Below are 25325 nucleotides of genomic sequence, written 5' to 3' on the forward strand. Positions count from 1 at the left end.
GTGCTTCGCCGTTCTGTCGTCCGGTTCCCGGCCTGCGGCGCCGACGAGGGGCCGGGCCCCCGGGTGACCGCGAACTGACCGCGCTTCCCCGTTCCCCGCCCGCGCCGCCGACGACGAGCCGGACCCCCGGACGACCACAGCCTGACCGTACCCCTCCCTTCTACCGTCCGGTAACATCGCGCCGCAGTCACCGGAGGAGGAACCGTGTCACGGTCCGAACGCTCACCCCTGCTGCTCGCCGGCCTGCTGGCCACCGCAGGCGTCGCTCACTTCGCCACCCCACGCCAGTTCGACGCGATCGTGCCCCGCGCGCTGCCGGGCACGCCCAGGACCTGGACGTACGTCAGCGGCGCCGCCGAGCTGGCGCTGGCAGCCGGCATCGCCCTGCCGCGGACCCGGAAGACCGCTGCCCTGGCCGCGGCGGCCTTCTTCGTCGGGGTGTTCCCGGCCAACGTGAAGATGGCCGTCGACTACCGGCACCGCCCCGCCCCGGCCCGGGCGGCCGCCCTCGGCCGGCTGCCGCTCCAGCTGCCGCTCGTGCTGTGGGCCCGCAGCGTCGCCCGGAACGGGGAGGGACAGGCATGAGCACTCGTGTGGAGATCGGTGACACGGTCGAGGACTTCGCGCTGCCCGACGAGACCGGCACCACCCGCCGGCTGTCGGAACTGCTGGCCGAGGGGCCGGTCGTGCTGTTCTTCTACCCCGCCGCCCTGACGCCCGGCTGCACTGCCCAGGCCTGCCACTTCCGCGACCTGGCCGCCGAGTTCGCCGCCGTGGGCGCCCGGCCCGTCGGCGTCAGCGGCGACCCGGTGGAGCGCCAGCAGGAGTTCGCCGGCCGGCACACGCTCGGCATGCCGCTGCTCTCCGACACCGACGGCACGGTCCGTGAGCGGTTCGGCGTGAAGCGCGGCTTCTCGCTGGCGCCCACCAAGCGGAGCACCTTCGTCATAGGGCAGGACCGCACGGTCCTGGAGGTCGTCCGCAGCGAGCTGCGCATGAACACCCACGCCGACCGGGCGCTCGCCGCACTGCGGACCCGGCGGGGCTGAGGCGCCGGGAGCCTTCTGCCTCGGTTGATGCACCGCGGCAACAGGACCATTCTGGACAGCATGGAGCATGTCGCCGCGGTGGCGACCACAGACACCCGGGGCAGGGTGACGGGCTGGAGCGAAGGTGCCCGGCTGCTGACCGGATACCCCGCCGAAGAAGCCGTGGGGCGGCCGGCGGCCGACTTCCTCGCCGAACAGGTGCCGGCCCGGACCCTCGTCGCGCGGTCCGGGCGGGTCGTCCTGCACCACCGCGACGGCGGCACCGTCGCCGTCAGCGTGATGGCATGCCCGCTGCTCGGCCCGGACAGCACGGACGCGGGCTTCGTGATCGCCACCGACCGCGCCCGGGAGGGCCCGGAGGCCGACCTGGCGGCACGGGCCTTCGAACAGGCCTCCCTGTCGATGTCCGTCTTCGACACCCGGCAGCGCTATCTGCGCCTGAACGAGACAGCCTGCCGGGTGATGGGCGTCCCCGAGGAGACCCTGCTCGGCCGCCCCTTCCCGGAGACCGTCGAGGACGCCGAACACAGCCGCGGCTTCCACCGCAACCTGCGCCAGGTCGCCGAGACCGGCCGCCCCGTGCACTACGAGAGCTTCACCGGCGAGCCCTCCCTCAACCGGGAGCACGCCTGGAACATCGAGATGTGGCCCGTACGGGACGACACGGGCGACCTGGCCGGGGTCGCCCTCGCGGCCTTCGACAGCAGCGAGCAGTACTGGGCCCGGCAGCGCCTGGCCCTGCTCAACGAGGCCGCCGACGCCATCGGCACCACCCTGGACGTCGTGCGCACCGCCGAGGAACTGGTCGAGGTCCTGGTGCCGCGCTACGCCGACTTCGCCGCCGTCGACCTGCTGGAATGGGTCCTCGGCGCCGACGAACCCCCGGCCGTGCCGAACGGCGACATCCTGCTGCGGCGCGTGGCCCACGGCTCCGGCCACGAAGGCACCCCCGAAGCCGCCGTCCGGCTGGGCGCGAGCGAGGTGCACCCGGAGTTCTCCCCGTCGGCGCGGGCGCTGCGCGCCGGGCGCGCGGTCCTCAGCCAGGCGGGCGAGCCGGACTTCGTGCGCTGGTTCGCGGAACTGGGCGCCCGCGCACCCGCCGGCCGGCCGCACCGACAGGGCGCCCACTCGATGCTCGCGGTGCCGCTCAGGGCCCGCGGCACCATGCTGGGCGTCGCGGTGGGCGTCCGCATCGCACACCCCGACGACTACGGCGCCGACGACCTCGTACTCGTAGAGGAACTGGCCGGCCGGGCCGCCGTCTGCATCGACAACGCGCGCCGCTTCGCCCGCGAACGCATCACCGCGCTCACCCTCCAGCACGCCCTGCTGCCCCGGGGGCTGCCCGGACAGGCGGCGGTCGAGGTGGCGCACCGCTATCTGCCGTCCGGGGCCCCGGCCGGGATCGGCGGCGACTGGTTCGACGTGATCCCGCTGTCCGGCAGCCGGGTCGCCCTGGTCGTCGGCGACGTGGTCGGCCACGGCATACCGTCCTCGGCGACCATGGGACGCCTGTGCACTGCCGTGCGCACCCTCGCCGACGTGGACCTGCCACCCGACGAGCTCCTCACCCACCTCGACGACCTGGTCATCCACCTCGCCTCCAACGGCGACGGCGACGAGGTCGCGGAACTGGGCGCCACCTGCCTGTACTCCGTCTACGACCCCGTCTCGCGCCGACTCACCCTGGCCGCCGCGGGCCACCCGCCGCCGGCCGTCGTCCTGCCCGACGGCACCGCACACCTCGTCCCGGTCTCCGCCGGACCGCCGCTCGGCGTCGGCGGACTGCCCTTCGAGGCAACCGAACTGGAGCTGCCCGAGGGCGCCTTGGTCGCCCTGTACACCGACGGCCTGATCGAGGACCGGGACCGCGACCTCGACCACGCCGGCGCCGAACTGTGCCGGGCGCTGGCCACCCCCGCCGACTCGCTGGACGCCCTGTGCGACACCGTGCTCAAGGCCGTCCTGCCGGAGGAGCCCAGCGACGACGTCGCCCTGCTGCTGGCCCGCACCCGCACCCTGGGCAGCGACCAGGTCGCGCGCCGGGACGTGCCCTCGGACCCGGCCGAGGTGGCAGCCGCCCGGCAGTGGGCCACCGAGCAACTGGCCGCCTGGGGCCTGGACGAGGCCGCGTTCGTCACCGAACTCGTCGTCAGCGAACTGGTCACCAACGCCATCCGGTACGGCGAACCACCCGTCCAGCTCCGGCTGATCCGCGACCGCAGCCTCATCTGCGAGGTGTCCGACGGCAGTTCCACCTCGCCGCACCTGCGCCGCGCCCACGCCTTCGACGAGGGCGGCCGCGGACTGCTGCTGGTCGCCCAGCTCACCCGGCGCTGGGGCAGCAGGCAGACGGGCCGCGGCAAGACCATCTGGGCGGAGCAGCCGCTGCCCTGATCACTCGAAGGGGCAGCCCGGGTTCGGCGCGTCCTGCGAGAACGGCGCACCGTGCGGCAGCACGTACAGCACGTCGAGGACGATCGGGCTGTCCCCGAGATTGCGCCCGATGTGCACATTGCCCGGCCCGGCCGGCTCCTCGATGAAACTCCCCTTCGGATAGACACCGTCGGAGGCGCACGTGGAGTCGAAGTGGCTCAGCGTGCCCTGCTGCACGACGGCGTACAGCGGACCGTCGTGGTAGTGCCAGCCGGTCGCCTGGCCGGGCGGCACGGTTATCTCCCGCAGGATGTAGTCGGTGCCGCCGACCGTGGTCTGGCTGATGGTCCGTGCGGTGACCCCGGGGCCCGCGGGAGTGGCCTGGGCGGTGCCGCCGACGAGAAGGGCGGCGGCGGCCACCGATCCGGTGACGGCGGTGCGGAGAGCGCAGCGCATACGAGGAGCCTCCCGGCGGAGAGCGGACAGTGTCGAACCCGCCGTGAACATAGAGGCGGGACAGCCGGCTTGGGGCCGGAACCGCAAGATCCGCTCCAGCGGGCTTGCCGGCCCCGCACGACGAACCGGGGCTCCATGGTCCTCCCGAGCAGGCCCGGGTACCCCTCACGTGCGGCGATCAACACGGCGCCGGATGTCCCCGCGCCGCCCCGCGCGACTAGGGTGAGAGTGATCAACCGACGGGGCGGGGACGAGGGCGGCGGACGGACATGGGCACAGCCGAGGAGAAGCGGACGACGGGAACCGGGCGTCCCACGTCGCGGGACGTGGCACGGCTGGCCGGCGTCTCGCACACGGCCGTGTCCTTCGTGTTCAACGGACGGGCCGAGGGCAACCTCTCGCCCGCCACCCAGGAGCGCATCCGGCAGGCCGCCGCCCAGCTCGGCTACCGCCCCGACCCCGTCGCCCGCGGTCTGCGCCGCCGCCGTACGGCCGTGATCGGCCTGGTCACCGACGAGATCGCGTCCTCGCCGTTCGCGGGCAGGCTGCTGCGCGGCGCCATGGAGACCGCCTGGGACAACGACCACCTCGTGCTGACCGTGGACTCCGGGGGCGACCCGGCCAAGGAGGACGCGGCGGTCGCCGAACTCCTCGACCGCCGCGTGGACGGCATCATCTACGCCGCGATGTCCCTGCGCCGGGTCCGCGTCCCCGAGGGCCTGCACCGCACCCACTCCGTGCTGGCCAACTGCCTGCCCGAGGACGACTCCCTGCCCGCCGTGATCCCGGCCGAGCGCGCCGGGGGACGCACGGCCGCGAGACTCCTCCTCGACCAGGGCCACCGCCGGATCGCCCACATCGGCGGCCTCGACGACATCGCCTCCATCGAACGCCTGCGCGGCTTCCGCGACGCCCTGCGGGCCGAGGGCATCACCGTCCCCAAGGAATGGGTCGTGCGGGCCGGCGGCGAGATCTCCGGCGGCTACGAGGGCGCCCTGCGCATCTTCGACGGCGCCCCTGCCGACCGCCGCCCGACCGGCGTCTTCTGCTACAACGACCGCGTCGCGGCGGGCGTCCTGCACGCCGCGACCCGGCTCGGCATCACCGTCCCCGACGACCTGTCTGTGGTCGGCTACGACGACCAGGAGCACATGGCCGCGTTCCTCGCACCGCCGCTCACCACGGTCGCCCTCCCGCACCGGGCGATGGGCGAGACCGCCGCCCGCCTCCTGCTGGACGCCATCGACACGGGCCGGACACCGCCCGCCACAACCCGGCGCCTGGCCTGCGAGGTGGTCAGCCGGGCGTCGGTGGGGCCGGTTCGCGCGGGGTGACGGAGAGGCGCCGGGCCGCTCCCGGCTGCCATCGGCTCGGGTGCGCATACCAGCGGTTCGTGAAGCCCGGAGCCGGGGCGCCATCACGGCCGACGTTCGGAACAGGGCTCATAGACGCAGGCCGGACGCCGCCTCTCGCGAGAGGCGGCGTCCGGCCTGTGAGGCGGTCGGTTCAGTGCGGCGTCGGCTGGACCAGTTCCCACCCGGTGACGGCCGCCCCGGCCCCCGTCACCGCGAGCTCGGACACGTCGTCCGGGCGTCGGTAGACGCGTTCGGTGACCGTCGCCCGGTCGGCGACGTACAGCTCCAGGAGGGAGCCGTCGGCCAGGACGCGTACGTCCAGGCGCGGGACGCCCGGTACCCGTACCTCGATCGGCGCGGAATCCTCCCGCCCCGTGCGGGGCCAGTCGGTGCGGTCGAGCAGCACGATGCCGGCGGCCGGGTCCACCCGGACCGTCAGCTCGGCGCCCGAGGTGGCGCGCAGCAGGGTCACCGCCGTCGGGCCGTGCGCGGTGACCGTCAGGTCGTAGGCCTCGGGCAGCGGCACGGTGCCGGGAGCGGTCACGAACGGCGAGGCAGCGCGCAGCAGTTCCAGCTCCGGGGCGGGCGAGACGCGCAGTGAGCCGTCCGGGTGCACGTCGACCACCCTGGGTGCGGTGAGGACCCCCGCCCATCCGGCGGCGTCCACCTCGTCCTGCCCCCGCGCCTCCCAGGACCAGCCCCACAGCAGGGCGCGGTCGTCCTCCTGGAGTACGGCGGGGGCGTAGCAGTCCCGCCCGTGGTCCAGGTGACCGCCCGAACGCGCCTCGAAGCGCAACCCGCCCTCGTCGTCCGGGGCCAGACGGCCCGTCAGATAGCCGGTGGCCCACGGGTCGCCGTCCCACAGCGAGAGCACGAGGACCCAGTCGCCGCCCGGCGTCACATACATCTGCGGGCACTCCCAGCCGACGGACCGGTCGCCCAGCACATCGGCGGCCACGGGGTCGTTGCCGTCCAGCAGGACGCCGGCGAAGCGCCAGTCGGCGAGGTCGTCGCAGTCGTAGAGCAGGACCGACGGGGTGCCGTCGGCGTGGCCCGCGCCGACCAGCGCCCAGCGCCGGCCGCCGCTGCGGAAGACGAACGGGTCGCGGAACATCACCACGTCGAGGTCGGCGGGCGGGCCGGTCACCACCGGGGTCGGCAGCGGCTTCCACTCCGCGAGCGCGGGGTCGTCGGGGTCGGCGGCCCGGGCCAGGCAGATCGTGCCGAGGCCCATGTGGTGGTGGTCGATACCCGTGTAGACGGCCGTCGGTACGCCGTCGTCGTCGACCATGCAACCCGACCAGCAGCCCGCCTCGTCCGGGCCGCCCGGCGTCGGCGTGAGCGCGATCGGGTGGTGCTCCCAGTCGGCGAGATCAGGGCTGGAGACATGGCCCCAGTGGACGTTCGTGTGGACGGGAGCGTCCGGGTTGTGCTGGTAGAACAGGTGGTACCGGCCGCGCCAACGGAAGGGACCGTTGGGGTCGTTGATCCAGTTGGCGGGCGGACGGACCCGGAAGCGGGGGGCGTTGGGGTCCAGGGACGGCAGGGCGCTGCTCAACGGTTGACTCCTGCGGAGGTGATGCCCTCACGGAGAGGACGCTGTCCTACGACGAACACGGCGACGGCGGGGATCATGGAGAGGACGACACCGGCGAGCACGACCGAGATCGAGCCGGTTCCGAGGTTGCCCTGGAGCGAGACCAGGCCCAGCGGCAGCGTGTAGTTCTGGCCGGAGGTCTCCAGGATCAGCGGCCGGAAGAACTCGTTCCAGTGGTAGTTGAACGCCAGCACGCCGACGATCGCGAGCCCGGGCGTGGCCAGCGGCGCGTACACCGACCGGAACGTCCGCCAGGGGCTGCAGCCGTCCAGCATCGCCGCCTCGCCCAGGTCCTTGGGCATGCCGAGGAAGTACTGGCGCATCAGGAAGGTGCCGAAGGCGGTCGGGAAGGCCGGGATGATCAGCCCGAGCAGGGTGTCGGTCAGGCTCATCGACTTCAGCACGAGGAACACCGGCACGATGGTGACCTGCAGCGGCACCATCATGGTCGCCAGGACCAGCCCGAACAGCGGCTTCTTGAACCGGAATTCGAGCCGCGCGAAGGCGTATCCGGCGAGCCCCGCCGTGATCATCTGGCCGACCGCGATCAGCGCGGTCACCAGCGTCGAGTTGAGGGCGAGCAGCCAGACGTCGATCTGGTCGAAGACCCCGGAGTACGCCTCGGTCGTCGGGCTGGTCGGGATGATCTTCGGGGGCAGGTCGAAGGACTCCGCCGGGGTGCGCAGCGACGTGGAGACGGTCCAGATGACCGGCCCGAGGGTGAGCAGCGCGCACACCGTCAGAGCGGCGATCCGCGCCCACGGCGCCAGCGAGTACCGGGCGCGGCTCAGGGACAGGGTTGCTTGGCTCAAGGGACTCACCCGGCTCACTGGTAGTGGACGAAACGCCGGCTGAGCCGGAACTGGAGGGCGGTCACCGCCATGATCAGCACGAACAGCAGCACGCCCACCGCGGACGCCTCGCCGAAGCGGAGCTGCTCGAACGCCCTCTCGTAGATGACCATCACCACCGTGCGGGTGGAGTCGCCGGGCCCGCCGTCTGTGAGGACGTAGGGCTGCTCGAAGACCTGGAGGGCGTTGATGATGCCGACCACGGAGGCGACCAGCAGCGTGGGCGACAGCAGCGGCAGCGTCACCGTGAGGTGCTTGCGCAGACCGGTCGCGCCGTCCAGGGAAGCCGCCTCGTGGATCTCCTTGGGGATGTTGTTCAGGCCGCCGACGAACAGCAGGAACGAGAACCCGAACTGCTGCCAGACGTAGACCAGGACGACCGTCGTCATCGCCGCGTTCTCAGATGTCAGCCAGGGCACCGGCGCGATCCCGAACAGCCCGATCAGCCAGTTCACCACCCCGAAGTCCTGGTTGAACAGGTACTTCATCACCACCGAGATCGAGGCGGCGGACAGCACCAGCGGGAAGAAGAACGCCGAGCGGAACACCGAGCGCAGCCACACCGGCATCCGCCCGTTGATCGCGAGCGCCAGCACCAGCGCGATCAGCAGTTGCAGCGCGACGGCGAACACCATGAACACCAGGGTGTTGCGGAAGGAGACCAGGACCGTCGAGTCGCTGAAGATCTCCCGGTAGTTGTCGGTCCCCGCGAAGCTCGGGTCGTCGATCACGTTCCAGTGGAACAGGCTGAGCACGACCGAGCCGATGATCGGTACGACGGTGAAGACCACGATGCCGACGATCGTCGGCGTCAGGAACAGCGTGGCCAGCAGCCGGGAGCCGCGGTCGCGCGCGGAGGGCTGCGGGGCGGCGGCGGCCGGTGCCTTCGGCTGCGGCCGTGCGGCCGGTGCTTGGGTGTTCGTGGTCATACGTCACGCTCCATGGCCTTCTCCAGGTCGCTCTGCATCCGGCGCAGCGCGGGACCCACCGCGCGCCGGGAGGCAAGCGCCGTGCCGGTGTGCTTGAGCAGCACCTGCTCGACCTCGGCGACCTGCGGCGGGGCCGGGATCGGCCCGGTGTCGGGGAACTTGTCGAGGGTGTCGTAGAAGACCTGCCAGTGGTTCGGGCCGGTCTCCCGGTAGCGGTCCGCGGTGAGCATCGAGCGGCGGGCCGGGGTGGTCTGGTTGGTGACGAAGAGCTCGTCGAGGGTTTCCCTGCGGGCCGCGTACTTGATGAACTCCCAGGCCTCGTCCTGCTTCTTCGAGGTGCGCAGCAGCGCGTAGCCGGCGGCGCCGTACTGCATGCGCTGGGTGCGCCAGCGCGGGAAGTACTGCACGTCGTAGTCCTCGGACTGCATGCCGGCCAGGTGCAGACCGCCCGCCCAGAAGCCGCCCGCGGGGGTGACGCCGACCCGGCCGGTGGAGAACACGCCGACGAGGTTCTGGCCGTTGCCGCCCTCCGGGCGGGAGCACAGGCCCTCCTGGATGAGGGAGGCGAGGTAGTCGTAGGCCTCCTCCACGCGCGCGTCGGTGGCCTGCGGGGTCGTCCACCGGAAGCCGCCGCCGCGCCCGGTCCGGTCGGCGGCCGGGTAGAAGCTGTCCCACAGCCACGAGCCGCCCGGCGCCTTGGACTCCGAGAGCAGGTTCGTGTCGTTGGCGAACAGCCAGGGCACCACGCCGCCCCACAGCCGGTTGGTCCAGAAGTACGGCGTGAACTGCGAGCCGCTCGACTTCTTCATGTCCCGCAGCAGGCCGGTGAAGTCGTCGCGGGTCCAGTCGGCGGCCGGGAAGCTCGCGCCCGCACGCTTCAGCACCTGGTTGTTCAGATACATGTCGGCCGCGTTGAACTCGATCGGCAGCTGGTAGAGGCTGCCCTCGTACATCATCGACTCCACCAGCGAGGGGTGGACGTCGGCGAAGTACTCGCGCAGCTCCTCGGCGTCCCGCTTGACCCAGTGGTCCAGGGCGACACCGAGCCGCTCCGCGAACAGCTGGACGCCCTCGGTGGCGACGTAGACCAGGTCGGGAGCGGTGCCCGCGGCGATCTGCGTGAGGATCTTCGCGAAGAAGTCCGACCAGTCGACGGCCTGCACGGCGTTGACGCGCAGCTTGATGTCGGGGTGGACCTTCTTGAAGCCCTCGGACAGCGCCTTGACGGCATCGGGGCCGTAGGCGGGGCCGAGGGTGGCGACGACGAGGGAGTCGTCGTCGCGGCCGGGGATGTCGGCTCCGGTGAGCCGGTCCCAGCTCGCGGCGGTGCCGGCCAGGGCGGCGGCTCCCGCCCCGTAGGCGCCGTACCGCAGCAGTGCGCGGCGGGTGACGTGCGAGTCGGTCATCTAACGGGCCTAACTCGTGTTAGATCAGGGTTGATGTCCCAGATGATGTGAAGCGTGTTACGTCCCTGTCAAGCCTTGTGCACCCTTGACCTTTAACGAGTTAGGTCGCAGAGTCCTGACCCACATGAGCCGCCGTCTCCGAGGAAAGGAACGATGTGTGATGCGTGGGCTGTCCAGGAGAGCCCTGTTCGCCGGGTCGACGGCGGGCGCGGCAGCCGTACTGCTGCCGGCCGCCGGACCGGCCGCCGCGAGGCCCAAGTCCGCCGCCGCGTGCGGCCGTTACCGGGCCGCGTACCACTTCACGGTCCCCGACCAGTGGAAGAACGACCCGCAGCGACCGGTGTGGATCGACGGCGAGTACCACTACTACTACCTGTACAACCCGGACTACTTCGCGGGCGGCACCGAGGCGGGCACCGCCTGGCGGCTGGCCACCAGCCGTGACCTGGTTTCCTTCACCGACCGGGGCATCGCGGTGCCCAAGGACACCACCGTCAACGGCGATGTCTGGTCGGGCTCGGCGGTGGTCGACACCGACAACACCGCGGGCTTCGGCGCCGGTGCCGTGATCGTGCTCGTCACCATGTCGCCCGGAGGCGGCACCGACCACCAGGAGCAGTTCCTGTACTACTCCACCGACGACGGCCGCACCTTCGCCCCGCACGGCACCGCCGCCGTCCTGCCCAACCCCGGCGTGGCCGATTTCCGCGACCCCAAGGTGATCCGGGACGAGGAACGCGGCCGGTGGGTGATGACGCTGGCCGAACGGAACAAGGTCGGCTTCTACCACTCGGCCGACCTGAAGTCCTGGACGTACGCCAGCGGCTTCGTCAAGGACGGCATCGGCGTCCTGGAGTGCCCCGACCTGTTCCGCATCACCGCGGACGACGGCACCGCGAAGTGGGTGCTGGGCGTGAGCGCCAACGCCAAGGCGTCCGGGCTGCCCAACACCTACGCCTACTGGACCGGCTCCTTCGACGGCACCACGTTCACCGCCGACGCGGGCGACCCGCAGTGGCTCGACCACGGCTGGGACTGGTACGGCGCCGTCACCTTCGACAAGCGCGACGCGGGCGGCACCCTCGACGAGAGCACCCGGTACGCGATCGGCTGGCTGAACAACTGGGACTACGCCAACACCACGCCCACGATCGACTCCGACGGCTTCAACGGCACCGACTCGATCGTCCGCGAGGTCACCCTGAAGCGCGGCTCCTCGGGCGCCTACCACCTCGCCTCGCGCCCGGTCGCCGCGCTGGACTCCTACGTCTCGCGGACGGTGAACCTGGGCGATGTGGAGGTCAACGGCACCCGCGTGCTCGACTACCGGGGCACCGCCTACGAACTCACCTGCGAGATCACCTGGGACCAGCTCACCGGAGCCGGCGTCCAGGTGCGCCGCTCACCCGACGGCCTGCGCCACATCGACCTCGGGGTCTACAACGACTACGCCTTCCTCAACCGCCGCCCCACCGTGAACCCCGACGCCTCCGGCCGCTGGCAGGAGAGCAAGAGCCCCTTCGACCCGGCCGCCCGCAAGGTGAAGCTGCGCATCCTGGTCGACCGCACGTCCGTGGAGATGTTCGTCGACGACGGCCGGTACGTGCACACCACCGAGGTCTTCCCGTACTTGATCGACAACAGGGTCGCGCTGTTCTCGATCGACGGCACGGCCGTGTTCCGCAACACGGTGATCCGCGAGTTCACGGTGTGAGACCGAACCACGCCTCGGCAAGCGCGGGCAGCCTCCGCTCGGCCGGCTCGCCCAGCTCCCGCAGGTACCAGGGGAGACTGCTGTAGACGTGCAGCAGCGTGTACGCGAGCAGGACCGACGGCTCGAAGGAATGGCCGTAGGCCCCGGCGAGCCGGGCCAGCAGCTCCGGATCACCCCGCGTGACGAACAGGCCCACGCCCACGAAGTCATAGGCGCGGTCGCCGATCATGGCGGGCTCGAAGTCGAACAGCCCGGTCAGCCGCCACCCGTCGGGATCGACGAGGAAGTGCTGCTGCATCACCTCGGTGTGCAGCAGTGACTTCCGCGGTGTACGGGGCAGGGCGACGGAGTCCAGGAAGTCCGGGATCTGTTCCAGCCACACCTCCGCCAGCCCGCATGCACGCTGCTGGGGCACCGCCCCGGCGCGCTGCCGGTCCACGAAGGCGCCCCAGTCGCCGGGACCGAGCACATCCCGCAGAGGATCGGCGGGGAGCGAGTGCAGCACCGCGAGGCTCTCGCCGACCTCGGCGACGAGCCGCTCCCGGTCGGCCCTCGGCACCCGCTCCCAGGACCGGGCCAGATTCTCCCCGCGCAGACGGGACATCAGGACGTACCGCCAGCCGTTCTCGTACGCGCCGCAGTCCCGCACCCGCGGCGTCGGCACGGGCAGCCGCCCCTCAAGGAAGGACAGCACACGGCCCTCCGCGACCCCGTCCCCGGCGGCGGCCGCGGGGAACAGCTTCAGCACATGCTCGTCGCCGACCGCGTAGACCGGCTGCGAACCGTCCGCGAAACGGGTCAGGGGCGCCCCGGCGAGCCCGAGGCGCGCGCACAGGTCCTCGACTCCGGGACGCATCACCGTCTCGTCGGGGACGACCGCGTCCCACTCCTCGTCCGTCTCCACCACGGGCAGCATGACCGGGACCGTAAGCGGCCAATCACCCCGGCCACAACGGGATTTGCGGCAGGGCCCTGTCGCCACCGGCGCCGACGACTGTCACGATCTTCGGAGAACCGGCGCTCACCGGGGCCGGAGTCGCCGACGAACGACGGAGTGCGCATGACGACGGACAGGGGCAGCGAGCAGGCGGCGGGCATCGAGGTGAAGCCGGTCGCCGGACACATCGGGGCGGAGATCACCGGCGTGGACCTGGCGGGCGAGCTCGACGACTCGGTGATCGCGGCCATCAGGGCGGCGGTGCTGCGCTGGAAGGTGGTGTTCTTCCGGGGGCAGCGGCTGGACCACGCCGGGCACGTGGCGTTCGCACGCCGCTTCGGCGAGCTCGTCCTCCTGCCGCACCGAGGGAAGGCGTCGCCGCCGGACTTCCCCGAGGTGGAGACGACCGCGGACCGCCTCGAACTGGGCGGCCGGTTCGGCATGGCGCACGACGAGTGGCTGCAACGCCGCCGCCACACCCTGCTGCGCGGCTGGCACTGCGACCACGGCGCCCGCGTCGACCCGCCCGCGGCGACCATCCTGCGCGCCGAGACGGTCCCGCCCTACGGCGGCGACACGACCTGGTCCAACCTCGCCGCCGCCTACGCCGGACTGTCCGCACCGGTACGTCAGTTCGTGGACGGCCTCAGCGCCGAACACCGCCTCGGCGTCGGCTACCAGCCCCGCCCCGGCGACGACGCCTACGTCCGCCACCTCCTCGACCACCAGGTGGCCACCCTGCACCCGCTGGTCCGGGTCCATCCCGAGACGGGCGAGCGGATCCTCTACGTCAACGGCTACTACGTCGAGCAGATCGCCGATGTCTCCCGCGCCGAGAGCCAGGCCCTGCTGGAACTGCTGCTGGACCAGGCCGTGCGCCCCGAGTACACGGTCCGCTTCCGCTGGGAACCCGGCAGCGTCGCCTTCTGGGACAACCGCGCCACGATCCACCTGGCCCCCAGCGACAACGCCCACCTCGACTTCCCGCGCACCATGCACCGCGTGATGCTCGCCGGCGACGTACCGGTCGGGGTGAACGGCAAGCCGTCGGAGCCGATCGTGGGGAGCGAGCCGGGGAGGTGGTGAGGAGGGGCCTTGCGGACGTGCTCCCGGCCGTGCGGGCAACCGGTGTTCGGTGCCTCAGCAGTAGAGGGAGCGCTCCATGACGTCCTGGGCCGCGGCGCACTGCGCTGCCGACCGGAGGGCTTCCTGCTCGTCGTTGTCGAGGAAGGTCTGTGCCGTCGCGCGCTCGGCGGCGCTGAAACAGCTGGGGTTCTGGCCGATGACCACGGCTGCCTGCTTGAGCGCGGCGTGCTGCCGATCCGCCTCGCCGGGAATCGTGGCGGCGTCGACCGATGCTTCCTCGGCCACCTCCAGCTGCTCGTCCGCGGCTGCTGTTGCGTCATCACATGTGCTGCCGGCCCGGTCCGACGTCTGAGCCGGCGGTGAGACGGATGCCCTGCCAACGAGGAAGCCCCCGCCCGCGAGTGCGACAGCGAGAATGATCGCCACGACGAGGTAGGCCGGGCTCGGCCCCTGTCTGGCGGTGGGCTGCTCCGGCCGGTGTATCTCGTCCACGATTCCCCCTCTGATCGCACGGCATCGTAGTGGACGGCTCGGTCCACACCGTTCGCGGGGATCCCCTCGCGTCAGACGACCGGCCGCCGGCCCAGTGCCGGGCCGAGCACGGTCGCCATGTCGGTCAGGATCTGCACGTAGTCCTCGTGCTCGAAGGTGAACGGCAGCGCGAACGCCACCTCGTCCACCTCACGGAACGCAGCGTGCGCGTGCAGGCGTTCGGCGATCTGCTCGGAGGTGCCGACGATGTCCGGCGCGAACAGCAGCCGCGCCGGACCCTGCGGTGCGGCGGTACGAGGGGTGCGCCGGGCGGCGTACTCCTCGTACTTGGCGCGCTGAGCGGGGGTGGCGGAGTCGGTGGGGATGACGACGAGGCCCTGGGAGACACGGGCCGCCTCGCCGTCGGGGTGGGCGGCGCGGAAGGCGCGGATGTGGGACAGCTGGATCTCCGCGAAGTCGTACGGGCCCTCGGCGTCCTCCGCCTTGACGACGCTGCTGGTCAGGAAGTTCATGCCGTGCTCACCGGCCCACCGCGCCGAGTTGAGGCTGCCGCCGCCGTACCACATACGGCGGCCCAGGCCGGGGGAGTGCGGCTGGACGCGGTCGGAGAAGACCTCGAATCCTTCCACGCCGCTGAAGTCGGTGGCCGGCTTGCCCCGTACGAGGTCCAGCAGCCGCCGCACCCGCTCGTACCCGAACTCCTCCGCGTCCGCGGTGTCCGGGTAGAGCGCGTCCTTGACCCGGTCGAAGTGCATCGGCGGGCCGACGCTCACCCCCGGGTTGAGCCGGCCGCCGGACAGGACGTCGACGGTGGCCAGGTCCTCGGCCAGCCGCAGCGGGTTCTCCCAGCCGAGCGGGGTGACCGCCGTGCCCAGCTCGATGCGGCTGGTGCGCTGCGAGGCCGCGGCGAGCACGGCTATGGGGGAGGAGATGCCGTACTGCAGATGCCGGTGGCGGAGCCATGCGCTGTCGAAACCCAGCCGCTCGCCCAGCTCGATGATGCCGAGCGTGGACTCGTGACCGGCGCGCGGATCCGCCCCGTCGAACAGCCCGATGGTCACAAAGCCCAGCTTGCGCAGCGGACGCGGAGTCGACGACACAGTTCCTCCAACTTTCAAGAGTCTCTGTCGGGGCCAACCCCGCGCCCGCCGGTGCTGTTCCCTCACACCAGGGGAATGGTGATCTCGTCCTCGACGGGCGGGTCGACCTCCTGGGCCCGGTTGCCGGTGGCGGCGTAGCAGCGCAGCCGGACCGCCTCCGGTGAGACGTCCACACGCAGGAAGCACTTGAAGAAGGGCGGGCTGTAGGTCGCCGAACCCGGCGAGAACAACTGCGTGTAGATCTTGCGCACGGGGAGCCGGAAGCGTGCGCTGCGGTCGGGACGGCGGCCCGCGCCGAGCAGGCTCGCGACCAGCCGGGTGCGGCGGGTGATCCGGGCCTCGGGACCCGGGGCGCGGCCGGGCCGGATGCCCAGGCGCTCGGCGACGACGGCGGTGGCCTCGTCCTCGGTGAGGGTGAAGAAGCGGCGCAGCCGCAGCCGGCGGCCGTACACGCCGCTGTAGAAGGCCAGGGAGTCGCCGCGCAGCGGATAGCAGCGGAAGTCCTGCTCGGTCACGTTCGCCACGTCGACGCGCGGAATCGTGTGCGTGGCGTGCATGAACGCGCCGCCGCCGCCCGAGACGACGTACTGGATGGTGCGGCCGTCCACCTGCACCGGATAGCGCTGGTAGTTGTGGATGTCGCCGCCGATCGCCGCGACATAGCGGTGGGCGGGGTCGCGGACGATGTCGTCGACGGTGCCGCCGCCCTCGATGGCGCACGGGTGGTACTCGCCGTCCACGTACAGCGGCCTGCCCGTGATCAGGATCTTCGGGCGCGGGTCCCGGGAGACCTCGCGCAGCCACGCGCCCTGCTCGGCGTCGAGGGTGCCCAGCAGACCGGTGTCGATCCCGACGATCCGCACCGGTCCGGCGTCGACGGCCCAGTAGGGGCCGGGCTGGACGGCCTGCTGGGCGGGCTCGGCCCGCAACTGCCGCGCCTCGGCGAGCCGCGCGCCGTCCCCGGTGCGCGGCCGGTGCCACAGCAGCGAGCGCAGCCAGGCCCGGGTGAGCGGGCGCGGCTTCGCCTCGGCCGGCAGCGGCGGGGCGTCGCCGCAGAAGACGCGCATGAACGCGCCCAGATCCTCGTACCAGTCGTGGTTGCCGGGTATCGCGTAGATCGGCGCCCGGTAGTCCTGATACGGGCGGAAGAACTTGCCGGCGTAGTCGTCGGCGCTGCCCACCGGGTAGATCACATCACTGGCGAGCACCGCGAAGCTGGTGTCCTGGCCCACCTTCAAGAACCCCGGCACGACGGCGTACTGCGGATCATCGCCCTCGCCCGTGTCACCGATGACGAGGAAGGAGAACCGGTCCGCCTCCTCGCGCCGGACGACCTTGTCGGCGGGCGCACCCGCGGCCGCCCGCTGGGCCACCCAGCGGCTGCGGGTCCGTCCGGTGGGGTCCCCGAACCAGGAGGCCAGCACGCCGTTGCGGGCGGCCCACAGCATCCTCGGATCGAGCCAGGAGATCTTCTGGACCTCGGTGGGCATGAGCCGGTGGTACTCACCGCGTTCTGCGGAGCCCCAGCCGGCGCCTTCGGCGGTGTCGCGTGAAGAGTCGGGCATCGGTGAACCGTAACAATGATCTACGAACGCCTTTACGGCGGGAGTGCCTTGCCGGGCAAAGGAGTTGGGGCGCGAAGCCCCGCCCGCGGTCGCGGAGCGGTCCTCGGGGCGCAGCCCACCGCTCCCGGCGCTGGGTACGCTGGAAGGATGATCGAGAACCTTCCCCCCTGCCCGAAGTGCTCCTGTGAGTACACGTACGAGATGAACGCCCTCGTGGTCTGCCCCGAGTGCGGCCACGAATGGGTGCCCGCCGAGGGCGCCACCGACGGCGAAGGCACCGCCGGTGAGCGCGTCGTGAAGGACTCCGTGGGCAATGTGCTCCAGGACGGCGACAGCGTGGTTGTCGTCAAGGCGCTCAAGGTCAAGGGCAGCCCCTCGGGGATCAAGGCCGGCACCAAGGTGCGCAACATCCGGCTGGTCGACGGGGTCGACGGGCACGACATCGACTGCAAGGTCGACGGTTTCGGGGCGATGCAGCTGAAGTCCAGCGTGGTCAAGAAGGCCTGACCCCCTCCTCGGCGGAACGCCGGAGCCACGAGCTGATGCGGAATTGCAAAATTTCGCAATTGGTTAGATGCTGTGTTGGCTGTGCTCGCAGGTAGCCGCGGGCACAGCCTTCGCGTTCGCTCCCGAGGTGGGGCCCGCAGGGAAGCCGAGGGACCGTGTCCGTTCCGCTGTACCAGGCCAAGGCCGAGTTCTTCCGGATGCTCGGGCACCCCGTACGAATCCGGGTGCTGGAGCTCCTCCAGGACGGGCCGATGCCGGTACGGGACCTGCTGGCCGCCATCGAGGTGGAGCCCTCCGGCCTGTCCCAGCAGCTGGCGGTGCTGCGCCGCTCGGGGATCGTCACCGCGACCCGCGAGGGCTCGACCGTCGTGTACGAACTGGCCGGCGGCGACGTCGCCGACCTGATGAAGGCCGCCCGGCGGATCCTGACGGAGATGCTGTCCGGGCGCGGCGCACTCCTCGCCGAGCTGCGCGGAGCCGAGGTCGCCGAGCGATGAGCGACCTGCTCGCCCGCCTCACCTCGCTGCTGCCCGCCCGCGCCGACCTGGCGGAGATGCGCCGAGACCCCCGCCGGGACCTGCTGGCCGGGCTGACCGTGGCCATCGTGGCGCTCCCGCTCGCCCTCGGCTTCGGCGTCTCCTCCGGCCTCGGCGCGGAGGCGGGACTGGCGACCGCCGTGATCGCCGGTGCGCTCGCCGCGCTCTTCGGCGGATCGAATCTGCAGGTGTCGGGGCCGACCGGCGCCATGACGGTCGTCCTCCTCCCCATCGTGGGCGCCCACGGACCGGCGGGCGTCCTCACCGTCGGTCTGATGGCCGGCGTCATGCTGGTGGCGCTGGCCGCGCTGAAGGCCGGCCGCTACATGCGCTACATCCCCGCCCCCGTGGTGGAGGGCTTCACCCTGGGCATCGCCTGCGTGATCGGGCTCCAGCAGATCCCCAACGCCCTCGGCGTGCCCAAACCCGAGGGCGATCGCGTCCTGCCGGTGACCTGGCGGGCGATCGAGGAGTTCGCCAAGGCCCCGAACTGGACCGCGGTCGGTCTCGCGGTCGCGGTGGCCGCGGTCATGCTGGCCGGTGCGCGGTGGCGGCCGACCGTGCCGTTCTCGATCGTGGCGGTGATCGCCGCGACGCTCGTCGCGCAGGCCGCGGGGCTGGACGCGGCGCAGCCGATCGGCGACCTGCCCTCCGGCCTGCCCGCTCCTTCGCTGTCCTTCCTCGATCTCGGCTCGCTGGGCACCCTGCTCGCCCCCGCGGTGGCGGTCGCGGCGCTGGCCGCCCTGGAGTCCCTCCTCTCGGCGTCGGTCGCCGACGGCATGACGGTCGGCCAGCAGCACGACCCCGACCGCGAACTGTTCGGGCAGGGCCTCGCCAACATCGCCGCCCCGCTCTTCGGCGGCGTCCCCGCCACCGGCGCGATCGCCCGCACCGCGGTCAACGTCCGCACCGGAGCGAGCTCCCGGCTCGCCGCCCTCACCCACGCCGCGATCCTCGCCGTGATCGTCTTCGCGGCCGCCCCGCTGGTCTCCAAGATCCCGCTCGCCGCCCTCGCCGGCGTCCTGCTCGCCACCGCGATCCGCATGGTCGAGGTCGGCTCGCTGCGGGCCATGGCCAAGGCCACCCGCTCCGACGCCCTGATCCTGATCCTGACCGCCGTCGCGACCCTGGCCCTGGACCTCGTGTACGCCGTCATCATCGGCCTGGCCGTCGCCGCCGCCCTCGCCCTGCGCGCCGTCGCCAAGCAGGCCCGGCTCGACCAGGTGCCGCTCGACCGCGGCGACCACAGCGCCGAGGAACACGCCCTGCTGGCCGAGCACATCGTGGCGTACCGCATCGACGGCCCGCTGTTCTTCGCCGCCGCCCACCGCTTCCTGCTGGAGCTGACCGAGGTCGCCGACGTACGCGTGGTCATCCTGCGCATGTCCCGCGTCTCGACCATGGACGCCACCGGCGCCCTCGTCCTCAAGGACGCCGTGGAGAAGCTCAACCGGCGCGGCATCGTGGTCATGAGCTCCGGCATACGCCCCGGTCAGCGCCAGGTCCTCGATTCCGTCGGCGCGCTGGAGCTGCTGCGTCTCGACGGCCGCGAGTACGCCACCACCCCCGAGGCGATCCGCGCCGCCCGCGACCACCTGGAGACGTCCGGCCTGCTGCCCGCCCTTCCCTCGCAGAAGTCCGTGACCGCCGCCGAGGAAACCCCGCGATGAGCGCTCACAGCGCCGGCCGCGCGGAGGCGTGATGTCCACGCACGGCGAAGCCCTCACCCGCAGGCACGTGCTCACACTGCCCACGAAGCCGTCCGCCGTCCGGATCGCCCGTGAGACGGCCGAGCACGCCCTGGTCGAATGGGGGATCGGGCTGCGCCACCCCACGGTGGACCCGGCCCTGCTCATCCTCGGCGAGCTGGTCACCAACAGCGTCCGGCACGCCGCCGCCGTCTCCCCGCAGCTGACCGTGGTCTACGCGGCGGGTACCGACTGCCTGGCCCTCGCCGTGCACGACCGCCATCCCTGTCTGCCCCCGCTGTACCGGGTGGCCGGCGGCACCGGTGGCCTGGCCACCGTCATGGAACTGGTCCTCGCCCTGAGCGGCACCGCGGTCGTCCGCGCGGATGCCGACGGCGGGGGCAAGAGCATCTGGATCACCCTTCCCCTCTGACCGGACAGCACATCCCGACAGGCCGACCCGCACAAGGAAGTACACCCCCATGACGATCGACTGGCGCTACACCGTCGAGGAGAACCTCGGCATCCTCTCCGTCGCCGGTTACCTCGGCCCGGACGCGGCCCGCCGCTTCACCGGCGCGGTCGGCTGGGCCCTGGCACGCGGCACCGGGCCGGTGATCGTCGACCTGACCGAGCTGCGCAACTGGTCGACCGAGGGACAGATGGCGATCGCCGCCGCCGCACTCCGGCTGCTGGAGGCCGGCCGCAGCCTGGAGCTGGCAGCCATCCCCGCCGACGGCTCCCTCGTCCCGACCGGAGACGGCCCGCCGATCCCCGTGCACACCGACCTACGGGCCGCGCTCGCGGCGCACGGCGCGGGCTGCGCGGAGCCCGTGGAGGGCCGCCAGGAGTGGCGCACCACCGGCTGGCCCGCCGAGGACTGATTCCGCCGGTACGGCGCCTGCCTACCCCCCTCTCACACGCATGACCTCGGGAATTGCTAATGTCGGCAACTCCTGAGGTCGTCACTGTTGTGTCGGGAAGGGGACGGCACGATGAGTACGCCGCTCTACCAACTGAAGGCCGAGTTCTTCAAGACGCTCGGTCATCCCGCCCGTATCCGGGTCCTGGAGCTCCTGAGCGAGCGCGAGCACGCGGTCGCCGAGATGCTGCCCGAGGTGGGCATCGAGCCCGCCCACCTGTCCCAGCAGCTGGCCGTCCTGCGCCGCGCGAACCTGGTCGTGACCCGCAAGGAGGGCTCGACCGTCTACTACTCGCTCACCAGCCCGCACGTCGCCGAGCTCCTCCGGGTCGCCCGCACCATCCTCTCCGGCGTCCTGGCGGGCCAGGCCGAACTGCTCGCCGACCTCAAGGCGGCGCAGGGCCAGACGAAGCCTCCGTCGTAGCGGGGGCCCGCTTCACAGGCTGGACCGGCAGTACAGATGGGCGTCCGCGGCCAGCGCCCGGCGCGCCAGAGCCACGAACACCCCCACTGCCTCCTTGGCGTCGCGGTACTCCGCGAAGTCGACCTCCTCGATGTCGTACCACTGGGCGGCGACCATCGGCTCGGCGTACTCGGGGAGGGCGGCCAGGACGTCACGCCAGCGGTCGGGCAGCTGCTGGAGTATCAACCCCGTGGCCCAGGGGGAGCCGGCGTCCACGGGCTCGCCCTCGGGGTACGGCGACTCGGGCCAGACCAGCTCCGGCTGGTCCGGCTGATCGGGGAAGGGGACGGCCTCGGCGTAGGCGACGAGCTGGGCCAGGACGACGTCCGGGTCCAGGCCCTTGGCGTCGATCCAGTCCGCGCCCGTCTCCTCCAGCGATGTCCCTCGGTGCCAGTCGCCGCCGGGGCCGACGGCCTGGTTCACCGCCGTGGTGTGGTCGGTCGCGTGGAAGTAGTCGTACAGCACGCCCATGGCCCGCCCCCGTCGCTCATCGGATCTTGTGCCCCGAGTAGACCAGACACGGTTCGCACTGGCGACCCTCGGTGCCGGACCGCCTCGTCTCACCTCAGCGGCCCATTCCGCGTGGTCCCCCGGCGCTGTGTGCCCGAAGCTGGAAGGGATGCCGTCGTCCCGCGGGAGATGCCGCCGACCGGGAAGGAACGGGGCCCGGCGCCGCTCATGAACGACCGCGCCAGCCCGGAGGTGCACCCGTGTCCGGACCCGACGGCAGTGAGCTGGACGCCGCTGTGCTGGAGGCCCTGTTCACCCAGGCGCCCGTGGGGCTCTTCGTCTTCGACGAGGAGCTGCGGGTGGTCCGCTACAACTCCGCGGCGCGCGGCGTGCGGGGGCTCCGCCCCGATGCGGTGATCGGACACCGGCTCGGAGATTTCGCCGAGGACTTCGACGACCCCGAACTCACCGTGCTGGCACGGCAGGTGCTCACGGGCGGCGCCCAGGTGCGGGACCTGCTGCTCGGCGGGCGTACCCCGGACGATCCCCGGCACGGGATGACCGTTTCCCTGTCGATGTTCCGGGTCCGGCTCGACAGCGGCACCGTGCGCGGCGTGGCCGTGGTGCAGGACGTCACCGCGCGCCGGCGCGCCGCGGACCGGCTGGACATCCTGCACGACGCCCACCGGCGGATCGGCACCAGCCTGGACGTGCGGGCCACGGCGGAGGCGCTGACCGCGGTGGTGGTCGGCCGGTTCGCGGACGCCGTGACCGTGGACATCCTCGACGAGGCGGTTCGGGGAACCGGCCCGCGCGAGGGCCCGGTGGGTGCCGACGTACCGCTGCGGCGTGCCGCGTTCCGCTCGGTCACCGGGGCGGCGGGACCGATCGAACCGGGCGGACTGATCACCTTCCCCTTCCCGACCCCCTTCACCCAGAGCCTGCACGACGCCCGGCCCCGCCTCGTCGCCCGTCTCACCGCGGACGAGCCGTGGCTGACCGCCGACGCCGAACGCGCCCGACAGCTCACGCAGGCCGGCGTCCACTCCCTGATCGTCACGCCGCTCGTGGTGCGCGGCACCGTCCTCGGCATCCTCGGCCACTACCGCCACAGGAATCCGGAACCCTACGACGAGGAGGACCTGGAGCTGGCCGCGCAGCTCGCCCAGCGCACGGCACTGAGCATCGACAACGCCCGCAGCTACGCCCGCGAACGCACCGTCGCCACCACCCTGCAACGGCACCTGCTGCCCCGTACCCCGCCCGCGTCGACCGTCATGGACACGGTGCCTCTCCATCTGCCCGGCACCGTGGGCGCGGGCGGCGACTGGTACGACGTCATCCCGCTCTCGGGTGCCCGCGTCGCCCTCACCGTGGGCGACGTCAGTGGCAGCGGCATCGAGGCCGCGGCCGCCATGGGCCAGCTCCGGACGGCCCTGCTGGCACTGGCGGTGCGCGACCTTGCGCCGGAGGAGCTGCTGTCCGGCCTGGACGAGACCGCCGCCGCGCTGCCCCGCGAGCCCGGTGAGCCGGTGACCGCCTCCTGTCTGTACGCGGTCTTCGATCCGGTGACCCGCACCTGCACGGCCGCCAGCGCCGGACACCCGCCGCCGGTGACCGTCTCGCCGCACGGGGAACGCCTCGCGTTCGACATCCCGGTCGGCCCCCTGCTCGGCACCGGCACGGGCGATTACGAGTCCGCGTGTGCCGACCTGCCCGACGGCGCGGTCCTGGCGCTCTTCACCGACGGGCTCGCCTCGGCGTCGGGAACCGGCCTCGCGGCCACCGCGCAGACCCTGCACCGCGTGCTGCGGCATCCCGACCGTGCGCTGCAGCAACTGGTCGACGATGCCGTGTACGCCCTGATGCGCGAGCAGGGCGAGGACGACGCGGTCCTGCTGCTCGCCCGGACCCGCGGGCTGGACGAGCGCCACGTCGCCGAATGGACCCTGCCCGGCGATCCGGCCGTGGTCTCCACCGCACGGCACCTCGCCGAACGGCAACTGGCGGCCTGGGGGCTGGACGACCTCGCCTTCACCACCGAGCTCATCGTCAGCGAGCTGGTCACCAACGCCATCCGCTACGGCACTCCGCCCATCCGGCTCCGCATGATCCGCGACAGGTCCCTGGGCTGCGAGGTCTCCGACGGCAGCAGTACGGCCCCGCACCTGCGGCACGCCGGTGAGAGCGACGAGGGCGGACGCGGACTGTGCATCATCGCCGGGCTCGCCGCGCGCTGGGGGACGCGCTTCGGGCGCCGGGGCAAGACCATCTGGTGCGAACAGGTGCTGGACGGTGCGAGCGACGACGCCGGGCCGCCGGCCGCCCCCTGAGGTGCGGCGCCCCGGTCAGCCGGAGACCCAGGCCAGGGCCTGCTCCCGCGCGTCGAGCGCGAAGGTCTTCGTCTCGCCGGGGGTCATCCAGCCGAAGAGGGAGGTGAGGTGGCTCATCCACTCGATGTCGGTCACCAGAGCGACGCGCTTCCACGCCCGCAGATGCTCGACGCCGACCTTGAGGTCCTCCCAGACCGCTCCGCTCGTCATGCCCTCGAAGTCGCGTACGACGAGCAGGAAGCGCACCTCGCCCGTCCCGGCGGCGCCGACGAGCGCGGGCAGCACGACATCGCGGTAGTCCTCCGCGGAGAGCTTCCCGGACGCCTCGAAACCGACGACACCGGCCGGCATGTTCTCCAACTGCCTGATCATGTCTTCTCCTTGGCGCGAAACCGGCGACAGGCGCGCTGGTGCGACGCCCCGTCCCATTGGACGGTGGGCCCGCGTGCGGCGCATGCGGGGCCGCGGCCGAACGGGTGACGTTCCGGCCGGGCGCGAGGACCGTCCCTCACCTCACCGGTGTCACCACTCGCGCGTGGGTGCCGCGTCCCCCGACGGTCCCGGCTGCTGCCAACGGGGTCCGGTGCCCGTGGAGCGGGGCGCTGCGTCGAAGAGCGATCCGGGCGTCGCCGGTTCGGCGGGCAGTGCGCGGCCGGCGCCCGTGGGCCGGTTCCACTCGCCGTCGCCGAGCACCAGGAGCGGGTCGAACATGACCACGACGCCGGCCAGCAGCAGGAAGATGACTGGGCCGAGGAGCATGGGCAGCAGCAGTGAGGTGGGCGAGTCTCCCGACCAGGCGGAGTTTGCCGCGCTGTGCACATGGACGTCGACGGCGGCCATGGCGGTGTAGTGCATCCCGGACACCGCCACGCCCATGATCAGGCTGGCCCCGAGGCTCATCAGGAAGCCGCGGACGGAGACGGCCGCCCACAGAGCGGCGGTGGCCGCGGCGACCGCGATCAGCAGCGACAGGGCGACGGTGAGGTCGTCGTACTGGATGTCGCCGTTGAGCTGCATCGCCGCCATGCCGAGGTAGTGCATGGCCGCGACGCCGAGTCCGGTGATGATGCCCGCCAGGGTCAGCGTGGTTGCGCCCGCGCCGCGGTAGCCGACCATGAACACACCGATGCCGACGACGAGGATCGCCACGATCAGGCTCAGCACCGTCAGGCTCGCGTCGTAGCGGATCCGGGTCTCCTCGACCTGGAAACCGATCATGGCGATGAAGTGCATCGTCCAGATGCCGGTACCGATCGAGGCGGCGCCCAGCGCCAGCCAACCGGGCTTCCATGACTGCTCGTTGAGGAGGGAGCGGACCACGCACCGCAGTCCCAGAGCCCCTCCCAGGCAGGCCATCAAGTAGGCCGCCACCAGGGTCACCGCTCCGTAGCGGAATCCGTCCACCGTGCCTTGCATGCGCCAACTCCCCCCAGAGTCATCGCGGGTTGTGGTGCAAGGTCTACGTGTAAGGAACGCGTAAAGCAAGTCGTTACCAGAAGTCCACGGTTAACAC

General features: G+C 72.0%; 25 protein-coding genes. 13 read left to right on the top strand and 12 right to left on the bottom strand.

Translation table 11 applies throughout. The features are described 5' to 3' along the window. Positions 1-204 precede the first annotated feature (204 nt). From AB0Q90_RS24075 to AB0Q90_RS24085, 3 genes are read left to right on the top strand one after another with little or no spacing between them, the layout of a single operon-like run. The gene (locus tag AB0Q90_RS24075; protein ID WP_363165801.1) at positions 205-585 is read left to right on the top strand and encodes a DoxX family protein; all 381 of its coding nucleotides are present in this window, start codon (positions 205-207) and stop codon (positions 583-585) included. Continuing rightward, positions 582-1049: a peroxiredoxin gene (locus AB0Q90_RS24080; protein ID WP_363165800.1), complete on the top strand. Its 468-nt coding sequence runs from the start codon at positions 582-584 to the stop codon at positions 1047-1049. The genes AB0Q90_RS24075 and AB0Q90_RS24080 overlap by 4 nt, the downstream gene beginning before the upstream one ends. A gap of 60 nt (positions 1050-1109) precedes the next feature. After that, positions 1110-3446 carry a SpoIIE family protein phosphatase gene (locus tag AB0Q90_RS24085; RefSeq protein WP_363165799.1) on the top strand — a complete coding sequence of 779 codons (2337 nt, stop codon included), beginning with the start codon at positions 1110-1112 and terminating at the stop codon, positions 3444-3446. Here AB0Q90_RS24085 and AB0Q90_RS24090 read toward each other — a convergent pair whose 3' ends face one another. Beyond that, on the bottom strand, positions 3447-3881 hold the full coding sequence (locus AB0Q90_RS24090; RefSeq protein WP_363165798.1) for a cupin domain-containing protein: 435 nt from the start codon (positions 3879-3881) through the stop codon (positions 3447-3449). It lies immediately after the preceding gene. 269 nt (positions 3882-4150) lie between these two features. On the opposite strand from AB0Q90_RS24090, the gene AB0Q90_RS24095 reads away from it, so the two are divergent. Beyond that, entirely contained in the window at positions 4151-5215 is a 1065-nt protein-coding gene (locus tag AB0Q90_RS24095; RefSeq protein WP_363165797.1) for a LacI family DNA-binding transcriptional regulator, read from the top strand. Positions 5216-5387: 172 nt separating this feature from the next. Here the strand turns inward: AB0Q90_RS24095 and AB0Q90_RS24100 are convergent, their stop codons facing one another. The 4 genes from AB0Q90_RS24100 to AB0Q90_RS24115 are packed head-to-tail and all read right to left on the bottom strand — an operon-like array spanning position 5388 to position 10019. Continuing rightward, the gene (locus AB0Q90_RS24100) at positions 5388-6794 is read right to left on the bottom strand and encodes a glycoside hydrolase family 32 protein (protein ID WP_363165796.1); all 1407 of its coding nucleotides are present in this window, start codon (positions 6792-6794) and stop codon (positions 5388-5390) included. Then, entirely contained in the window at positions 6791-7645 is an 855-nt protein-coding gene (locus tag AB0Q90_RS24105; protein WP_363165795.1) for a carbohydrate ABC transporter permease, read from the bottom strand. The genes AB0Q90_RS24100 and AB0Q90_RS24105 overlap by 4 nt, the downstream gene beginning before the upstream one ends. 14 nt (positions 7646-7659) lie before the next feature. Beyond that, positions 7660-8613, bottom strand: coding sequence for a sugar ABC transporter permease (locus AB0Q90_RS24110; RefSeq protein ID WP_363165794.1), 954 nt, complete (start codon positions 8611-8613; stop codon positions 7660-7662). Further along, positions 8610-10019 carry an extracellular solute-binding protein gene (locus AB0Q90_RS24115; RefSeq protein ID WP_363165793.1) on the bottom strand — a complete coding sequence of 470 codons (1410 nt, stop codon included), beginning with the start codon at positions 10017-10019 and terminating at the stop codon, positions 8610-8612. Before AB0Q90_RS24115 ends, AB0Q90_RS24110 begins: the two co-directional genes overlap by 4 nt. A 160-nt stretch (positions 10020-10179) precedes the next feature. On the opposite strand from AB0Q90_RS24115, the gene AB0Q90_RS24120 reads away from it, so the two are divergent. Next, positions 10180-11733 (top strand): glycoside hydrolase family 32 protein, encoded by a 1554-nt coding sequence (locus AB0Q90_RS24120; RefSeq protein WP_363165792.1) that lies wholly within the window; start codon positions 10180-10182, stop codon positions 11731-11733. Here AB0Q90_RS24120 and AB0Q90_RS24125 read toward each other — a convergent pair. After that, positions 11723-12649 (bottom strand): aminoglycoside 3'-phosphotransferase/choline kinase family protein, encoded by a 927-nt coding sequence (locus tag AB0Q90_RS24125; protein ID WP_363165791.1) that lies wholly within the window; start codon positions 12647-12649, stop codon positions 11723-11725. The two genes, AB0Q90_RS24120 and AB0Q90_RS24125, sit on opposite strands and share 11 nt — an antisense overlap. Positions 12650-12793: 144 nt before the next feature. Between AB0Q90_RS24125 and AB0Q90_RS24130 the strand changes: the two genes are divergently transcribed. Then, complete coding sequence (locus AB0Q90_RS24130) at positions 12794-13756, top strand: TauD/TfdA family dioxygenase (protein ID WP_363165790.1); 963 nt, start codon at positions 12794-12796, stop codon at positions 13754-13756. Positions 13757-13810: 54 nt separating this feature from the next. Here the strand turns inward: AB0Q90_RS24130 and AB0Q90_RS24135 are convergent, their stop codons facing one another. The 3 genes from AB0Q90_RS24135 to AB0Q90_RS24145 form a co-directional block, all read right to left on the bottom strand. After that, positions 13811-14248, bottom strand: a complete 438-nt coding sequence (locus tag AB0Q90_RS24135) for a hypothetical protein (protein ID WP_363165789.1) — start codon at positions 14246-14248, stop codon at positions 13811-13813. Between the two features lie 71 nt (positions 14249-14319). Further along, complete coding sequence (locus AB0Q90_RS24140; protein ID WP_363165788.1) at positions 14320-15348, bottom strand: LLM class flavin-dependent oxidoreductase; 1029 nt, start codon at positions 15346-15348, stop codon at positions 14320-14322. Positions 15349-15410: 62 nt separating this feature from the next. Beyond that, positions 15411-16913: a metallophosphoesterase gene (locus tag AB0Q90_RS24145; RefSeq protein ID WP_363165787.1), complete on the bottom strand. Its 1503-nt coding sequence runs from the start codon at positions 16911-16913 to the stop codon at positions 15411-15413. Positions 16914-17060: 147 nt separating this feature from the next. On the opposite strand from AB0Q90_RS24145, the gene AB0Q90_RS24150 reads away from it, so the two are divergent. The 6 genes from AB0Q90_RS24150 to AB0Q90_RS24175 all read left to right on the top strand — a co-directional run bounded on the left by AB0Q90_RS24150 (position 17061) and on the right by AB0Q90_RS24175 (position 20990). Continuing rightward, positions 17061-17420, top strand: coding sequence for a zinc ribbon domain-containing protein YjdM (locus AB0Q90_RS24150; RefSeq protein ID WP_363165786.1), 360 nt, complete (start codon positions 17061-17063; stop codon positions 17418-17420). A gap of 155 nt (positions 17421-17575) precedes the next feature. Further along, positions 17576-17917, top strand: a complete 342-nt coding sequence (locus AB0Q90_RS24155; protein ID WP_363165785.1) for a metalloregulator ArsR/SmtB family transcription factor — start codon at positions 17576-17578, stop codon at positions 17915-17917. Further along, a complete protein-coding gene (locus AB0Q90_RS24160) occupies positions 17914-19626 on the top strand; it encodes a SulP family inorganic anion transporter (RefSeq protein ID WP_365733598.1) in 1713 nt (570 codons plus the stop codon). The genes AB0Q90_RS24155 and AB0Q90_RS24160 overlap by 4 nt, the downstream gene beginning before the upstream one ends. A 31-nt stretch (positions 19627-19657) precedes the next feature. Further along, the gene (locus AB0Q90_RS24165) at positions 19658-20077 is read left to right on the top strand and encodes an ATP-binding protein (RefSeq protein ID WP_363161430.1); all 420 of its coding nucleotides are present in this window, start codon (positions 19658-19660) and stop codon (positions 20075-20077) included. A gap of 49 nt (positions 20078-20126) precedes the next feature. Next, positions 20127-20528 carry an anti-sigma factor antagonist gene (locus tag AB0Q90_RS24170; RefSeq protein WP_363161431.1) on the top strand — a complete coding sequence of 134 codons (402 nt, stop codon included), beginning with the start codon at positions 20127-20129 and terminating at the stop codon, positions 20526-20528. Positions 20529-20639: 111 nt separating this feature from the next. Then, positions 20640-20990, top strand: coding sequence for a metalloregulator ArsR/SmtB family transcription factor (locus AB0Q90_RS24175; RefSeq protein WP_363161432.1), 351 nt, complete (start codon positions 20640-20642; stop codon positions 20988-20990). 12 nt (positions 20991-21002) lie between these two features. On the opposite strand, the gene AB0Q90_RS24180 is transcribed toward AB0Q90_RS24175, so the two are convergent. Then, a complete protein-coding gene (locus AB0Q90_RS24180; protein WP_363161433.1) occupies positions 21003-21500 on the bottom strand; it encodes a hypothetical protein in 498 nt (165 codons plus the stop codon). Positions 21501-21739: 239 nt separating this feature from the next. Here AB0Q90_RS24180 and AB0Q90_RS24185 point away from each other — a divergent pair, with 239 nt between their 5' ends. Then, positions 21740-23812, top strand: coding sequence for a SpoIIE family protein phosphatase (locus tag AB0Q90_RS24185; protein WP_363161434.1), 2073 nt, complete (start codon positions 21740-21742; stop codon positions 23810-23812). A 15-nt stretch (positions 23813-23827) separates the two neighbouring features. Here AB0Q90_RS24185 and AB0Q90_RS24190 read toward each other — a convergent pair whose 3' ends face one another. Further along, positions 23828-24184 carry an STAS/SEC14 domain-containing protein gene (locus AB0Q90_RS24190; RefSeq protein WP_363161435.1) on the bottom strand — a complete coding sequence of 119 codons (357 nt, stop codon included), beginning with the start codon at positions 24182-24184 and terminating at the stop codon, positions 23828-23830. 150 nt (positions 24185-24334) lie between these two features. Continuing rightward, entirely contained in the window at positions 24335-25228 is an 894-nt protein-coding gene (locus tag AB0Q90_RS24195) for an MHYT domain-containing protein (RefSeq protein WP_363161436.1), read from the bottom strand. Between the last annotated feature and the right edge of the window lie 97 nt (positions 25229-25325).

Source organism: Streptomyces sp. NPDC079141 (genome assembly GCF_040686775.1).
In the GTDB taxonomy this organism is placed as follows: Bacteria; Actinomycetota; Actinomycetes; order Streptomycetales; family Streptomycetaceae; genus Streptomyces.

Excerpts from the sequence above, each read along its gene's own strand:
- AB0Q90_RS24165 (WP_363161430.1), top strand. The coding sequence starts at position 19,658 with ATGTCCACGCACGGCGAAGCCCTCACCCGCAGGCACGTGCTCACACTG.
- AB0Q90_RS24080 (WP_363165800.1), top strand. The coding sequence starts at position 582 with ATGAGCACTCGTGTGGAGATCGGTGACACGGTCGAGGACTTCGCGCTG.
- AB0Q90_RS24145 (WP_363165787.1), bottom strand. The coding sequence starts at position 16,913 with ATGCCCGACTCTTCACGCGACACCGCCGAAGGCGCCGGCTGGGGCTCC.
- AB0Q90_RS24130 (WP_363165790.1), top strand. The coding sequence starts at position 12,794 with ATGACGACGGACAGGGGCAGCGAGCAGGCGGCGGGCATCGAGGTGAAG.
- AB0Q90_RS24150 (WP_363165786.1), top strand. The coding sequence starts at position 17,061 with ATGATCGAGAACCTTCCCCCCTGCCCGAAGTGCTCCTGTGAGTACACG.
- AB0Q90_RS24090 (WP_363165798.1), bottom strand. The coding sequence starts at position 3,881 with ATGCGCTGCGCTCTCCGCACCGCCGTCACCGGATCGGTGGCCGCCGCC.
- AB0Q90_RS24190 (WP_363161435.1), bottom strand. The coding sequence starts at position 24,184 with ATGATCAGGCAGTTGGAGAACATGCCGGCCGGTGTCGTCGGTTTCGAG.
- AB0Q90_RS24085 (WP_363165799.1), top strand. The coding sequence starts at position 1,110 with ATGGAGCATGTCGCCGCGGTGGCGACCACAGACACCCGGGGCAGGGTG.
- AB0Q90_RS24195 (WP_363161436.1), bottom strand. The coding sequence starts at position 25,228 with ATGCAAGGCACGGTGGACGGATTCCGCTACGGAGCGGTGACCCTGGTG.
- AB0Q90_RS24175 (WP_363161432.1), top strand. The coding sequence starts at position 20,640 with ATGAGTACGCCGCTCTACCAACTGAAGGCCGAGTTCTTCAAGACGCTC.
- AB0Q90_RS24095 (WP_363165797.1), top strand. The coding sequence starts at position 4,151 with ATGGGCACAGCCGAGGAGAAGCGGACGACGGGAACCGGGCGTCCCACG.
- AB0Q90_RS24170 (WP_363161431.1), top strand. The coding sequence starts at position 20,127 with ATGACGATCGACTGGCGCTACACCGTCGAGGAGAACCTCGGCATCCTC.
- AB0Q90_RS24125 (WP_363165791.1), bottom strand. The coding sequence starts at position 12,649 with ATGCTGCCCGTGGTGGAGACGGACGAGGAGTGGGACGCGGTCGTCCCC.
- AB0Q90_RS24110 (WP_363165794.1), bottom strand. The coding sequence starts at position 8,613 with ATGACCACGAACACCCAAGCACCGGCCGCACGGCCGCAGCCGAAGGCA.
- AB0Q90_RS24180 (WP_363161433.1), bottom strand. The coding sequence starts at position 21,500 with ATGGGCGTGCTGTACGACTACTTCCACGCGACCGACCACACCACGGCG.
- AB0Q90_RS24120 (WP_363165792.1), top strand. The coding sequence starts at position 10,180 with ATGCGTGGGCTGTCCAGGAGAGCCCTGTTCGCCGGGTCGACGGCGGGC.
- AB0Q90_RS24160 (WP_365733598.1), top strand. The coding sequence starts at position 17,914 with ATGAGCGACCTGCTCGCCCGCCTCACCTCGCTGCTGCCCGCCCGCGCC.
- AB0Q90_RS24115 (WP_363165793.1), bottom strand. The coding sequence starts at position 10,019 with ATGACCGACTCGCACGTCACCCGCCGCGCACTGCTGCGGTACGGCGCC.